This is a genomic window from Exiguobacterium sp. PvP048 (genome assembly GCF_040549175.1).
Lineage (GTDB): Bacteria > Bacillota > Bacilli > Exiguobacteriales > Exiguobacteriaceae > Exiguobacterium_A > Exiguobacterium_A artemiae.
In genome coordinates, this window is sequence record NZ_JBEPSU010000005.1 from 112,111 (window position 1) to 125,413 (window position 13,303).

The 13,303-nt window shown below is 45.2% G+C and carries 13 protein-coding genes; 7 read left to right on the forward strand and 6 right to left on the reverse strand.

Going from position 1 to position 13,303, the window contains the following annotated elements:
- Positions 1-83: 83 nt before the first annotated feature.
- Positions 84-1,319 carry a peptidase T gene (gene pepT / locus ABIC15_RS10875; protein ID WP_354020689.1) on the reverse strand — a complete coding sequence of 412 codons (1,236 nt, stop codon included), beginning with the start codon at positions 1,317-1,319 and terminating at the stop codon, positions 84-86.
- A 107-nt stretch (positions 1,320-1,426) separates the two neighbouring features.
- On the opposite strand from pepT, the gene ABIC15_RS10880 reads away from it, so the two are divergent.
- Complete coding sequence (locus ABIC15_RS10880) at positions 1,427-2,422, forward strand: zinc-binding dehydrogenase (RefSeq protein ID WP_012371817.1); 996 nt, start codon at positions 1,427-1,429, stop codon at positions 2,420-2,422.
- Between the two features lie 93 nt (positions 2,423-2,515).
- Here ABIC15_RS10880 and ABIC15_RS10885 read toward each other — a convergent pair whose 3' ends face one another.
- Complete coding sequence (locus tag ABIC15_RS10885) at positions 2,516-3,703, reverse strand: class I SAM-dependent rRNA methyltransferase (protein WP_354020690.1); 1,188 nt, start codon at positions 3,701-3,703, stop codon at positions 2,516-2,518.
- Between the two features lie 228 nt (positions 3,704-3,931).
- Between ABIC15_RS10885 and dcm the strand changes: the two genes are divergently transcribed.
- The 3 genes from dcm to ABIC15_RS10900 all read left to right on the forward strand — a co-directional run bounded on the left by dcm (position 3,932) and on the right by ABIC15_RS10900 (position 7,224).
- Positions 3,932-5,197: a DNA (cytosine-5-)-methyltransferase gene (dcm, locus tag ABIC15_RS10890; RefSeq protein ID WP_354020691.1), complete on the forward strand. Its 1,266-nt coding sequence runs from the start codon at positions 3,932-3,934 to the stop codon at positions 5,195-5,197.
- Between the two features lie 104 nt (positions 5,198-5,301).
- A complete protein-coding gene (locus tag ABIC15_RS10895) occupies positions 5,302-5,775 on the forward strand; it encodes a very short patch repair endonuclease (RefSeq protein WP_354020692.1) in 474 nt (157 codons plus the stop codon).
- 108 nt (positions 5,776-5,883) lie between these two features.
- Positions 5,884-7,224, forward strand: coding sequence for a Sau3AI family type II restriction endonuclease (locus tag ABIC15_RS10900; RefSeq protein WP_354020693.1), 1,341 nt, complete (start codon positions 5,884-5,886; stop codon positions 7,222-7,224).
- A 135-nt stretch (positions 7,225-7,359) separates the two neighbouring features.
- Here ABIC15_RS10900 and ABIC15_RS10905 read toward each other — a convergent pair whose 3' ends face one another.
- From ABIC15_RS10905 to ABIC15_RS10920, 4 genes are all read right to left on the reverse strand, one after another.
- Positions 7,360-7,806 (reverse strand): OsmC family protein, encoded by a 447-nt coding sequence (locus ABIC15_RS10905; RefSeq protein ID WP_354020694.1) that lies wholly within the window; start codon positions 7,804-7,806, stop codon positions 7,360-7,362.
- Positions 7,807-7,911: 105 nt separating this feature from the next.
- Entirely contained in the window at positions 7,912-8,844 is a 933-nt protein-coding gene (locus ABIC15_RS10910) for an aldo/keto reductase (protein WP_354020695.1), read from the reverse strand.
- Between the two features lie 12 nt (positions 8,845-8,856).
- Entirely contained in the window at positions 8,857-9,747 is an 891-nt protein-coding gene (locus ABIC15_RS10915; protein ID WP_354020696.1) for an aldo/keto reductase, read from the reverse strand.
- A 95-nt stretch (positions 9,748-9,842) separates the two neighbouring features.
- Entirely contained in the window at positions 9,843-10,328 is a 486-nt protein-coding gene (locus ABIC15_RS10920) for a cupin domain-containing protein (RefSeq protein WP_354020697.1), read from the reverse strand.
- Between the two features lie 143 nt (positions 10,329-10,471).
- Between ABIC15_RS10920 and ABIC15_RS10925 the strand changes: the two genes are divergently transcribed.
- From ABIC15_RS10925 to ABIC15_RS10935, 3 genes are all read left to right on the forward strand, one after another.
- The gene (locus ABIC15_RS10925; protein ID WP_131503551.1) at positions 10,472-10,753 is read left to right on the forward strand and encodes a putative quinol monooxygenase; all 282 of its coding nucleotides are present in this window, start codon (positions 10,472-10,474) and stop codon (positions 10,751-10,753) included.
- Positions 10,754-10,918: 165 nt separating this feature from the next.
- Positions 10,919-12,325, forward strand: a complete 1,407-nt coding sequence (locus tag ABIC15_RS10930) for a YfcC family protein (protein WP_354020698.1) — start codon at positions 10,919-10,921, stop codon at positions 12,323-12,325.
- Positions 12,326-12,435: 110 nt separating this feature from the next.
- A complete protein-coding gene (locus ABIC15_RS10935) occupies positions 12,436-13,257 on the forward strand; it encodes a DUF1028 domain-containing protein (protein ID WP_012371807.1) in 822 nt (273 codons plus the stop codon).
- The last annotated feature ends 46 nt before the right edge of the window (positions 13,258-13,303 follow it).

Genomic DNA, 13,303 nt, shown 5'->3' on the forward strand with positions numbered 1-13,303 from the left:
CGTATCTATCGTCTAGAGAAACCATATAGACCATGAAAAAAAAGCAGATTCTCATGTCGAGAATCTGCTTTCGTTATACCGTCTTATTTAGCTGACTGAGCGAATCGTTCAGCAATTGCCACAACGACTTCCGTTGCCTTCACCATATTATCAACAGAGATGAACTCAAACTTTCCGTGGTAATTTTCGCCACCGGTGAAGATATTCGGTGTCGGGAGTCCCATGTACGACAGTTGCGAACCGTCCGTCCCGCCACGAATTGGTTTGATGATTGGTGTGACACCACGTGATTCCATCGCCGCATGGGCGATATCAACGATTTCCATGTGTGGTTCGATTTTTTCACGCATGTTGTAGTATTGATCATTTAGTTTGATTTCGACACTGCCTGCCCCGTATTTCTTGTTCCATTCTTCGACCAAAGCTGTCAGGAAGTGTTTCCGGGCTTCGAATTTAGAACGGTCAAAATCACGGATGATGTACTGGACCGTCGTTTTTTCGACCGAACCTTCAAACGAAATCAAGTGGTAGAATCCTTCGAATCCATCCGTGAATTCAGGGGCTCCGTCGCCCGGCAACCGGTTCTGGAAAGCCATCGCGTGTTTTTGCGAATTGACCATCTTATCTTTTGCCGTACCCGGGTGGACGTTCGTGCCATGGAAAATGATTTCGGCAGCAGCGGCATTAAAACTCTCATACTCGAGTTCACCGAGCGGACCTCCATCGACCGTATAGGCGAATTTTGCATCAAAAGCAGCGACGTCAAAATGATGCGGGCCGCGCCCGATTTCTTCATCCGGTGTGAAGGCGACACGAATCCGGCCGTGTTTGATTTCCGGATGGGTGATAAGGTGATGCATCGCTGTCATGATTTCAGCGATGCCGGCCTTATTATCTGCACCGAGTAATGTCGTACCATCTGTTGTCATCAACGTATGTCCGACGTAGTTTTTAAGTGCTGGGAAATCCTTTGGTGACAGGATGACAGGAAGTGTCGCATTGAGGACCAAGTCTTCTCCATCATAAGCTTCGACGATTTGCGGAATGACGTTTGTTCCCGTGAAATCAGTTGCCGTATCCAAGTGGGCTAAAAATCCGATTGTCGGAATATCCGCATCGGTATTGGCAGGAAGAGTCGCCATGACATATCCGTTTGCATCAACGGTCACATCACTCATGCCAATTTCCTTCAGTTCGTCAACAAGCAGACGAGCGAGCGTCCATTGTCCGTCTGTTGTCGGAACGGTCGTACTTGCGTAGTCAGACTGTGTATCGATTTTCGCATATGTAGTCAAACGACGAATCAAATCATGTTTCAAAGAAAAAACGTCCTTTCTGAGTTAAGGTAGCTTCATCATAGCATGAAGTACGAATGTTAGAGTATTCTGAAACAGGATAAACTGATTTGAAAAAAGGGGGATTTTTTATGAAAGCTTATGTCGTCGAACAGTACGGAAAAGACGCTGCACTAACAGAAAGAGACGTCACACTTAATCAAACGGGGAACTACGATTTAAAGATTAAAGTGGAGGGTACGAGCCTAAATCCACTGGACACAAAAATGTTTTTTGGTCATGTGGCAGCAGCTCCGTCAACTGGAATTCTCCAGGGCGATGTTACGGGGAAAATCATTGAAATCGGAGAGAGTGTGACGTCTTTTTCCGTCGGCGATCACGTCATCGCATTTGGCGGTGGACTCGGCAACCGGTCCGGCGCACTAGCGGAGGAAATGCTGGTTCCTGAACAGATGGCTGTACTCAGACCGGAGAATCTAGATATTGCTGCAGCAGGTTGTCTGCCGGTCATCAGTCTGACAGCGATGGAAGTGTTGAAGGAACGGGCAGCTGTTCAATCCGGTATGCGATTATATGTAGCAGGTGGAACGGGTGGAGTCGGACACCTTGTCGGACAACTGGCTAAACATTATGGATGTGACGTGACAGCGAGTGCTTCAAATGATGAGAAAGCAACGTGGTTAGAACAACACGGTATTCGTCCGCACCGGTACCGGGATGAATCAGCCGAACAATTATTAGCGCGTCTCGGTCATGATGGATTCGATGTCATCGTTGATACCGTCGGCGGAGATCATTTGCAGGAGTCGTTCATCCTTGCGAAGGAACGCGGGAAAATTATTTCAATCGCCACCCGGACGACACAGGATTTGACACCGATGCACAGTAAAGCACTGACGCTCGAAGCCGTCTTTGTTGCTCTTCCATTACTGAAAGGGAAAAAGGAAGAAATGGTACGTCAACAGCAGCATCTGGCGGAAGTCGCACAACTCGTCGCGGATGGAGTCATCGATCTTGTCATCGAAGAGCAGGTGCCGCGTCAGCTTGATGCATTGAATGCGGCCTATCAAACCTTTGATCAGCGGTCACATTTTGGAAAAATCAGCATCGTAACTGATTTTTCCTAAGAATAATGATTCGATATTCATTTTACTTTTCCTTTTAATCCAAAAAAAATTCTGCTGATGGTTTTTTCATCAGCAGAATCATGAATCATATGCTTATTTACGACGGACTAAGACGGATTTTGAAGCTGTTTCTTTTAAAGAAGTATGTTCCGGGAAGTCTTCTAAAGGAGTACTTTCCCAAACGATTTCATACGTTTGACGTAGCTTTTTAAATGCTTGATCGACCATCTTCATAAAGCGGGCTTGGGCGAATGAGGGACAGTCTGTCGTAATCAGCAATAAACCGCCGCGATGTGTCATGTGGATCGTTTGTTGAATCAAAGCAGGTAAATCGACTTCCGCCCGGAAATGACGGGCTTGTGTTTTGACGAATGTCGGCGGATGCACGATGACGAAATCAAAGCGTGTTTTCTTATCGGCTTGATCGATATAGTCAAACGCGTCCTGTACAAGAATCGTCTGTGTCGTTGCATCCAGCTGATGCAATTCAAGTTGTTCGATCGTTTTGTTGCGGCTTCGTGTCGAGAAATCGACGCTTGTCGTCTCGGTTGCACCACCGAGCAGGGCAGCCGCTGTTAACGTACCGGTGTCAGAAAACAGATTCAGGACACGCCGGTCTGCAGCATGTTCTTTGACGACGGAACGGAGTTCACGCTGCTGAATATCAAGACCGGTGCGCATGCCGGCATCGAGATGATACAGCAGAGGGATTCCGTTTTCCTGCAAGACTTCCGGGAAATCACCGCGTTCACCGGCTAAGAAATCGTCACCTTTGACCGGTTGTCCATCGATCTGGAAAGCCCGTTTTTCATAAATGCTCTTAAAATGGATAAGTGATTCGAGCGCCGATACGATATCGGCTTTAAACGAGTAGATACCTTCGTTTTCAAACGTAATCAGATAATGGTGATCAAAACAATCGATCGTCAGACCGCCGATTCCGTCTCCTGAACCGTTGAACACACGGAACGTATCAATTAAATCATTCTCAAAAAAATCATTTCGACGATCGAGGGCAGCCTCGATTTTTTCTTTGAAGAAAGTTTCATCAATGTCCTGCAGTTCATCAGTCGACAGTAACCAACCGATCCCTTTTTCCTGCTTGCCAAAATAACCGGTTGCAAGGTATTCTTTATCTTCTGTCATCAGCCGGAGTAAGGCACCGGCTTCTTTAAGATGACTGGTTTTTTGAAACAATTCTTTGTACAAAAAGGGTTGTCCGTCTTTGATTTGTTCGATGGCTGTCGTTTTGACGACAACCGGATAGATTTCACGTGGCACACGAGTTCCTCATTTCTGATTGTGGATAAGTTCAGTTATTATACCATAGGGTGAGTTATCCACATGTGGATAATTAAAATTCGCTCTCTAGATACATGATGATTCTGTTGATAAGCCCTTCGAAAATATACAAGTAATTACTCGTTACTTCATGTTTTCGATCTAGGCAACCCATTTATTATTTGCTATAATGAATTAAATTAGTATTGCGAAAGGACGTTCGTATTTATGGATATAAATAGAAAAATGAACACGATTGAATTGTTTGCCGGTGTCGGTGGATTTCGGGTTGGTCTAGAAAAAGCTAACCCTGATTTTTTCAATGTCGTATGGGGGAATCAATGGGAGCCATCAAAAAAAGCACAGGATGCGTTTGATTGTTACGCATCAAATTTCGATGAGGGAATCCATTCTAATGAAGACATCACTAAAGTCAGTGACGAATCCTTTAAAAATCTAGACGCTAAATTAATCGTCGGAGGATTCCCTTGCCAAGATTATTCTGTGGCCAGAAGTCTTTCGGGTGAAAAAGGAATTCAAGGTAAAAAAGGCGTACTATTTTGGGAAATCCGACGTGTCATTGAAGCAACTGCTCCACGATATGTCCTATTGGAAAATGTAGACCGACTTTTAAAATCACCTGCAAGCCAAAGAGGTCGTGATTTTGCGGTCATGTTAGCGACATTCCGTGACTTGGGATATAAAGTAGAATGGCGTGTCATCAATGCGGCTGAATATGGACAAGCACAACGTAGAAGACGTGTATTCATCTTCGCGACTAGAAATGATACTGGATTTTCTAAAGAACTTGACTCATATGAATCAGAGGACATCTTGTTTGAAAAAGGATTCTTCAGTCCTGCCTTCCCGGTAAAACACGAAGTAATTAAAAACAGAAAACTAATCGGAAAGTTACCTGAAGACCTTGTAGAAATATCAGATAGTTTTTCTGCTTCTTTTCATAACTCGGGTTACATGCATGACGGAAACTTCTATTCGATTCATACTGAGCCCGTTTTCGAGAAGCCGATTTTACTGAGAGATATCCTACAACCAGAAGAAACTGTGCCGGATAAGTTTTATCTCAGTGAAAGTGCAATTGAAAAATTCAATTTCTTGCGTGGTGCAAAAAAAATCGAAAGAACCTCAGTCGACGGACATAAGTACATCTATTCTGAGGGTGGCATGTCAGAAATCGATGACTTGGACAAACCCGGACGGACGATGTTGACGAGCGAGGGGACGACGAATCGAAGTTCTCATGTCGTTGAAGTAAATGGTAGAAGACGCTTCTTGACGCCTCTTGAGTGTGAGCGTCTAAACGGTTTTCCTGATAATTGGACGAACACGATGAGTGATCGCATGCGTTATTTCTGTATGGGGAATGCTTTAGTAGTTGGTTTGATTGAGCGAATGGGAAAAAGAATTGAACAACTTGAACTCAAGCATGTCGAAGAAATTCCGTTACAAGAAAAATTGTTTTTGAATAATTGATATCGTAGATGCCCTTGATGCACATCAAGAGCATCTTTTTTGTTTCCTTACTCTACGGAGATGGGAAAAGACAATGAAAACTATGGCTGAGGAGGTCGAGTGACATGGTCGTTAAAAACAAGAATCTAAGCAAAGTACATGGCAAAGATACAAAAATGGAAGTGAAGGTGAGAAAAGAATTATGGCATCGTGGACTGAGGTATCGAAAAAATTATAGAAAATTGTTAGGAACACCTGACATTGCATTCCCAAGCATCAAGCTAGTGATTTTTCTGGATTCTTGTTTTTGGCATGGATGTCCGACTCATTACAAGGAACCTAAATCGAATGTAGAATTCTGGAGAAACAAAATCAAACGTAATCGTGAACGAGATAAAGAACAGACTGAGCATTATCTATGTGAAGAATGGACGATATTGAGATTTTGGGAGCATGAGGTAAATAAGGATTTTAATCGTGTCATTGAAGAAATCATAAAAACCCATACCGAATTATCTGAGCATCATGGCATAGATGCTGAAAGTGAAGTGGAAGAATTTCTCGAGCAAGATATTGATTTCGGAAATCCTTGTGATTGATGTGAAGAATGCGGAGTTCATGGATTTCAATAGTTTAACCAAGCAATAAAGACTTGTTGGATGTAAAATGTAATTTATTAGTACATTTTTCAATTAGGAGGTCTTTAGATGAGTGAGTATAAATACGATACAAGTAACCCTGAAGACATTGAACGCTATGCAAAAGGGTTGGTAGGAAAAAGTTTCCGGGAAGTGATGCCTGAAGCTATCGAAAACAAAGCATCAAGAGGGAATTTAGGTACCTTGTTGGAAGAACATTATTTCGGATATAAGCCGAATTCCAATGCTGCGCCTGATTTTGAAGACGCGGGCGTCGAATTGAAGGTCACTCCCTATAAGGAATTGAAAAAGGGAAAGAAGTTTTCAGCTAAAGAACGTCTCGTCTTGAACATCATCAACTATCAGGATGTTGTGAAAGAAGAGTTTGATAAAAGTAGTTTTTATTACAAGAATAAATTATTGCTACTCGTTAATTACCTTTGGAAAGAGGAGTTAGAACGATTAGATTATCCCATCACGCATGCACAGCTGTTCCAATTCCCGAAAGAGGATTTGGAAATCATAAAGGCGGACTGGGAGTACATCGTCGAGAAAATTAAATCGGGCGAAGCTCACCTTCTCTCGGAGGGGGATACGAGTTATCTAGGAGCATGTACGAAAGGTGCGAATAGTAAAAGTTTACGCGTGCAACCATATTCAGACCAACTAGCGATGCAGAGGGCCTTTTCTTTAAAGGGGTCTTATATGACTGCGATATTGAATCAGTACATTCTTAATGATGTCACTACATATAAAAAAATGGTCGGCAGTTTAGCGGGACTACGCTTAGAGGAATGGATAGTCAAGAAAATGGATGAATTCAAAGGTATGAGTGTCGATTCCTTGAAAAGTCGATTCAATCTAAAATCGGACGCAAAATCAAAATTTGCGATGTTGGCATCCAGAATGTTGAATGAATCCTTTGATGATGCTGAGAAATCTGAAGAGTTTTTAAAGGCAAAGATTAAGTTAAAGACGATGAGGATTGGTTTGAACGGGAAACTGAGAGAAGAGATGTCATTCCCGACATTCAAATATACGGAAATAATTAAAGAGACATGGGAAGAGTCTGAGTTGAGAACGATGTTTGAAACGACGAAATATCTGTTCGTGGTGTTCAAAGAGGTGAGTAAAGATAACTACATATTTGATCGAGTTGTAATGTGGAATATGCCGATTGAGACGTTAGATACGGAAGTCAAAGAAGTATGGGAAGAGACGGTTCGCAGAATTAAAGAGGATAAAGCTGACAGCCTTCCTAAAAAATCGGAGTATACCGTTTGCCATGTCAGACCTAAAGCACAAGATAAATTAGACACTTACCCGACACCTTTTGGTGGAGCCGAAACAAAGAAATGTTTTTGGCTGAATCGTGAGTTTATATTCGATATCATCAAGAAGCATGAATGAAACTAATTCTAAAACAAGGCTGGTCTCGCTAAAGTAAAATCATGTGAATGGATATTTTTCAGAACTTCTTTTGATAAAAAATTCACCCATTTCAATCAATCGCGAATTGAATGGGTGAAAAATAATGCTAGATTTTTACCTTTCCAACTCAACAACTGCCTCTAACGAGACCTTCACATTACCCGCCAGTGCACGTGTAATCATACACGAACCTTCCGCTTTTTCAGCCAGACGGCGTGCTTTCGTCAAGTTCGCTTCTGTCGTCTCTGCCGGTAGAATCAAGGTCGGTCGGTGAATGATCGCGTCATAGGTGAAGACGCCGTTCGTGACGTCGACGATTCCTTCCGATTCCATCGTCAGGGACACTTTCGGAATGGTGTTCCGTTCAAGCATCGCAGCCAGTGTGATGATGTAACACGTTGCTGCTGCACCGAGCAACATCTCGTCCGGATTGGTACCGACACCGGGGCCATCCATTGCGTCCGGAATCGAAATCTTTGTTTTCAATTCGCCGGTCTCGATTTGACCGACATCATTGCGGTTGCCGGGCCAGTCTGCTGTCAGGTGAAAATGGTGTTTCATAGTAATCGCCTCCTGTTTCTTCATCATACGAGCCATTCTTCAATTTTTCGCCTAATCTGCTCAAAGCAAAACCACGCCAAGTCGAACTGGCGTGGTTTTGTTGTGTCAGCTGAAGATGTGATCGATTTGACGAATCTCGTCTTCCGTTAATTCGACATCAAGTGTCCGGATGGTATCCGTGACTTGATCAGCCCGTTTCGCACCCGGGATGATGGCGTCGATGCCGTCCTGTGCTAAATACCAGGCGAGAACGATGTGCGCGACTTCGGCATCTTTCGCTTCCGCAATCGGACGCAACAAGTCGACTTTTGCCAGATTGTCTTTGAATACATCCTCCTGGAACAACGGATCGTTTTTCCGAAGATCATCAAACTTCGTATCTGCATCATATTTTCCCGCAAGCAGACCGGCAGCAAGCGGGAAGTACGGTACGAATGAAATGCCATGTTCGCGGATATACGGTAAAATCTCTTTTTCGGCGTCACGTTTAAATAGATTGTACTCGCCTTGATAGACGTCGACATGACCGTCCTTATTGGCTTCTTTTAATTGCTCGAGCGAGAAGTTTGAGACACCGATTGCCCGGATTTTCCCTTCTGCTTTCAGCTCAGCAAGCGCCGCGACGGCTTCATCTTTTGGTGTATCTTCATCCGGGAAGTGAATGTAATACAAATCGATGTAATCTGTCCGCAGACGTTTCAGACTGTCTTCGACCGCTTGTTTCAAAAATTCGGGTGAGTTGTTCATGACAACTTTTCCGTCAACCAGTTGGTGGGCTCCTTTTGTCGCGAGAATGACTTCTTCACGTTCCACGGTTTCGCTCCACACTTCGCCGACCAATTCTTCCGAACGTTCCGGACCATAAATATAAGCCGTGTCGAGGAAGTTAATGCCGTTCATCAAAGCGACACGGACGAGATCACGACCGGCTTGCTCATCGAGGTTCGGGTACAGGTTGTGTCCACCGACCGCATTCGTTCCGAGACCGATTGGATTGACCGTTAAATTGGATTTTCCAAGTTTGACTGATTTGTTCATGACTGTTCCTCCTTAGACGATATCAAGTGGTTCTTTTTTAGTGGGTGCCGGGAATGCTTCATCGAGCGCTGCATATTCTTCGTTCGTTAACTCAACTAGCGCTGCTTTTCCGTTTTCTTCGACATGCTTAGCCTGTCCGGCTTTCGGGATCGCGATGACATCGCCGCTGCGAATCGCCCAGGCCAGTAGAATTTGTGCCGGTTTGACACCGTGTTCTTCTGCAAGACGTTCGACGGTCGGATGATCCAGCAGTTGTTCCCGTAAATCGCCGCCTTCCGCGAGCGGGCAGTACGCCATGACAGGAATTCCGTGTTGTTTTAACAGCGGCATCAATTCGTATTCGATGCCACGTGAACCGAGGTGATACAGTACCTGGTTGACGGCACACTGATCGCCGTTACGAAGTGACAACAGTTCCTTCATATCAGAGACGTCGAAGTTTGAGACTCCCCAGCGGCGGATTTTACCTTCTGCCTTTAACTGCTCGAGCCCGTCGACCGTCTCCTGAAGCGGAATGCTGCCGCGCCAGTGCAAGAGGTAGAGATCAAGGTAATCCGTTCCGAGATTTTTGAGCGACTGTTCGCATGCAGCCCGTAATTTTTCGCCGCCGGCATTATGCGGGTAGACTTTCGAGACGAGAAACACATCGTCACGTCGTTCTTTCAGTACCTCGCGAATCAGTTGTTCGGAAGCTCCTTCCCCGTACATTTCCGCTGTATCGATCAATTCCATCCCGCTGTCGAGTCCGACATGCAAGGCTTCGATTTCAGCCTGACGCTTACTTTGGTCTTCTCCCATACGCCATGTCCCTTGGCCAAGTGCCCGAACATGCGTCTGATCCGGAAGTGTTACGGTCTTTTGTTTCAGTGCCGCCAGTATGACGGTCCGTTCTGTCTCATTCATCTCAGTTCCTCCTTTAAAAAGCACAATAGTAGTGTTTACCACTGATGTGACAGAAAAAAACGTTTGCTTTCCAAATGAAAGGAAAGCAGACGCCATTACCAATGCTCGAGTAACGGTCCTTGTTGTCCATAAACAGGATCTGTCTCGGGACGTTCAACCTGGGCAATCCGCTTCAGGTTATCCGGTCGTTCACACGGATCACCGATCAAGGTGTCATAGTCTTGCCCATTTGGATAGGCACCAACGACTTGAAACTTCCGGCTTATGTGTAAAGCCTTATGACCTGTACCGGCAGGAAGGATAACGACATCGCCGGCCGTCAACGTAAAGGTTTTTCCGAGCGGTCCGCCTAATTGAATGCTCGCATGTCCTTCGAGAATACCGATGACTTCATGGGCGACACTGTGATAATGGTGAAAATCAAAAATCCCGTCCACCCAGCTGTTCTGCCAGTTGTGGGTATGAAACGTATCTTCAATAGAAGAAGGATCGTCAAAAACATGTCGATAAATAAGTACAGGTAAATTAGGGTTGTTGGGGATTTCGCCGTCATCCTCAAAATAAAAAGTCTCGACGTTCATAGATGAACTCCTATCTGATGTCAAAATGATACATTTTTTTACCCGAAATATAACTTCCTTAATCGTCCGAGCATCTTAATGGAGAATGGGAAAGGAAGGTGCTACGATACTTGAGTTAATGAAATTTTAAAGGAGGCTTTCCAATGATCGCCATTGAAGCAAAATTAGAAGTACAACCAGCAAAACGTCAAGAGTTTTTAGAAGCTACTAAAACGTTGATCGAAGGATCACGCTTGGAAGCGGGCAATATCAGCTATGACCTGTTCCAAAGCACGGAAGATGAAAATGTCTTCATGATGATTGAAAAATGGGAAGATCAGGCAGCAATCGAATCCCATAACACGAGCGCACATTTCGGGCAGTTCGTGGCATTTGCACAAACAGCGCTTGCGAAACCGCTTGATGTTCAATCATTTAACGCGTAAATTACATCCGAAAAACCTGACTGCGGTCGGGTTTTTTTGTTTTTCTCATTGATTTAATATATTACAAAAAAATTAAATGACGAAATAGACTGTTATTTTTTCCAAAAATAGGGCATTATCTTTGAAGAGACTTAAAAAATTAAAGGTATGTCAGGAGGCAAATGGATGAATGAACGAAAACCACAGGCAGATGCTTCGGAGCGCTCCTTCTTCAAGATGCCTCACACGTACGCGATTATCATGGGAATTTTACTGATTGCAGTCATCTTGACGTATACATTACCGGCCGGTCAGTTTGATCGCGAAAAGCAGGACGGACAAACGGTCGTCATTGATGGGACGTATCGTGCAGTTGAATCTGCACCCGTCAATTTCTTCGGTTTGTTTGAAGCCATTCCAAAAGGGATGGAGGCAGGTGCCGCCATTATCTTTTACATCTTTTTGGTCGGTGGTGTGTTTGGAATCATCCGGCAAACGGGCGCGATTGAATCCGGCATCAATCAATTGATTAATCGGTTCGGTCAAAAAGGGCATATCATGATCCCGATGACGATGTTCGTCTTTTCCGTTGCCGGTGCGACAATTGGAATGGCGGAAGAAACCATTATCTTCGTCCCAATCGGCATCATGTTGGCACGTGCCCTTGGTTATGACGCGATGACGGGAGCGGCGATCGTCAGTCTCGGTGCCGCCGTCGGTTTTGCCGGAGGGATGCTGAATCCGTTTACGGTTGGAGTCGCGCAGTCGATTGCGGAAGTTCCGTTGTTCAGCGGACTCGGTTACCGGACGGCGGTCTATCTTGTCTTTTTAGTCGTGACGATTCTTTACGTCATGAACTATGCGCAGAAAGTCAAAAAAAATCCGGAACAGAGTCTTGTGCATGACCTTGAGAAACATCGGAAACAAGAAACAACAGCAACTTTTTCTAAATTCTCGAAAAAACATCTGTTTGTTTTGGTTGTGCTTGTTGGTGGAATCACGCTAAACGTCATCGGCATCTTTGAGTGGGGCTGGTATTTGACGGAACTGACGGCTTCGTTCCTGATTATCGGCTTGCTCGCAGGAATCGTGACGATGGGTGTCAACCGGACATTCGAAAGTTTAATCGACGGAGCCAAGGCCGTTACGTTTGGTGCCTTGATCGTTGGTTTTGCCCGGGCAATCGTCGTCATTTTAGAAGATGGTCGGGTCATCGATACCGTGATTTACGGTTTGTCGAATGCCGTCGGTCAGTTACCGACGTCCCTTGCCGTCATCGGGATGTACGTCGTCCAATTGATTACGAACTTCTTTATCCCGTCCGGAAGCGGTCAAGCAGCAACGACGATGCCAATCATGGCGCCGCTTGCCGACTTGCTCGGAATTGAGCGGCAAGTCGCAGTCCTCGCCTTTCAGTACGGCGACGGTTTGACGAATATGATTTTCCCGACGAGTGCGCACTTGATGGCATTCTTGGCGATTGCCGGTATTCCGTACGAAAAATGGTTACGATTCGTCTGGAAACTGTTTGCGATTTGGATTGTCCTGGCATGTGGTGCATTACTGCTTGCAGTTGTCCTCGGAATTCAATAAGTACATCCCAAACCTTTCGTTCGAAATGAACGGAAGGTTTTTCACATGCAGGAAACGGGAATTCCTACGACGAACGGATACGTATGACAATCGAGGGGGATTTTAGACAGATGACATATTCAATCGTTGGGTATTGTGAAAAAGAACAGGCTTGGGGTGTAGCGGTTCAGTCCAAATTTTTAGCAGTCGGCAGTGCCGTACCGTTTGCGAAAGCCGGTGTCGGAGTGATTGCGACTCAGTCGTTTGCCAATACGACATATGGTCCGGAGGGGTTGCGGATGATTGAAGAAGGTAAGTCGGCGGACGAAGTCTTAAAACGGTTAACGGAAGCGGACGAAGGACGGGCGGACCGTCAAGTTGGTATCGTGGATGCATCGGGGAAAAGTGCGACGTTCACGGGAGAAGGCTGTAATGATTGGGCCGGCGGCATCGCTGGAAAACACTTTGCGGCACAAGGGAATATTCTCGTCGACGGCAATACGGTCAAGGAAATGGCGCGTGTGTTTGAGACGACAGAAGGACCACTGGCAGAACGGTTGCTTCGGGCACTTGCGGCCGGTCAGGCAGCAGGCGGAGATTCACGGGGCATGCAGTCTGCAGCATTGTTAGTCGTCAAAGAAGGCGGCGGTTACGGTGGTTTTAATGACCGGTACATTGATTTGCGTGTCGATGATCATGCGAGTCCGATTCAGGAACTGGAGCGGATTTATCAGTTGCATACACTCTATTTACAACCAAGTAAGCCGGAAGAAATTAAACCGATTGATGATGCGCTCGAATCGGAGTTGATGGATAAGCTGCTTGAACTCGGATACCGCGGTTCGTTTGCAGAAGCGTTCCGGACGTATCTGCATACGGAAAACTTCGAGATGCGGGAACAGACGGATCGGTCGATTGATACGCGGGTCCTCGCCTATTTACGGGCACAATGAAATAAGGCTGTTTCGACACGAGTCGAAGCAGCCTTATTTTCGTGAA

What these genes read in the sequence shown, in the direction of transcription:
- ABIC15_RS10935 (WP_012371807.1), top strand. Translation starts at nt 12,436, where the DNA reads ATGACATATTCAATCGTTGGGTATTGTGAAAAAGAACAGGCTTGGGGT.
- ABIC15_RS10915 (WP_354020696.1), bottom strand. Translation starts at nt 9,747, where the DNA reads ATGAATGAGACAGAACGGACCGTCATACTGGCGGCACTGAAACAAAAG.
- ABIC15_RS10895 (WP_354020692.1), top strand. Translation starts at nt 5,302, where the DNA reads ATGGTCGTTAAAAACAAGAATCTAAGCAAAGTACATGGCAAAGATACA.
- ABIC15_RS10900 (WP_354020693.1), top strand. Translation starts at nt 5,884, where the DNA reads ATGAGTGAGTATAAATACGATACAAGTAACCCTGAAGACATTGAACGC.
- ABIC15_RS10905 (WP_354020694.1), bottom strand. Translation starts at nt 7,806, where the DNA reads ATGAAACACCATTTTCACCTGACAGCAGACTGGCCCGGCAACCGCAAT.
- ABIC15_RS10910 (WP_354020695.1), bottom strand. Translation starts at nt 8,844, where the DNA reads ATGAACAAATCAGTCAAACTTGGAAAATCCAATTTAACGGTCAATCCA.
- ABIC15_RS10925 (WP_131503551.1), top strand. Translation starts at nt 10,472, where the DNA reads ATGATCGCCATTGAAGCAAAATTAGAAGTACAACCAGCAAAACGTCAA.
- ABIC15_RS10880 (WP_012371817.1), top strand. Translation starts at nt 1,427, where the DNA reads ATGAAAGCTTATGTCGTCGAACAGTACGGAAAAGACGCTGCACTAACA.
- ABIC15_RS10930 (WP_354020698.1), top strand. Translation starts at nt 10,919, where the DNA reads ATGAATGAACGAAAACCACAGGCAGATGCTTCGGAGCGCTCCTTCTTC.
- ABIC15_RS10920 (WP_354020697.1), bottom strand. Translation starts at nt 10,328, where the DNA reads ATGAACGTCGAGACTTTTTATTTTGAGGATGACGGCGAAATCCCCAAC.
- dcm (WP_354020691.1), top strand. Translation starts at nt 3,932, where the DNA reads ATGGATATAAATAGAAAAATGAACACGATTGAATTGTTTGCCGGTGTC.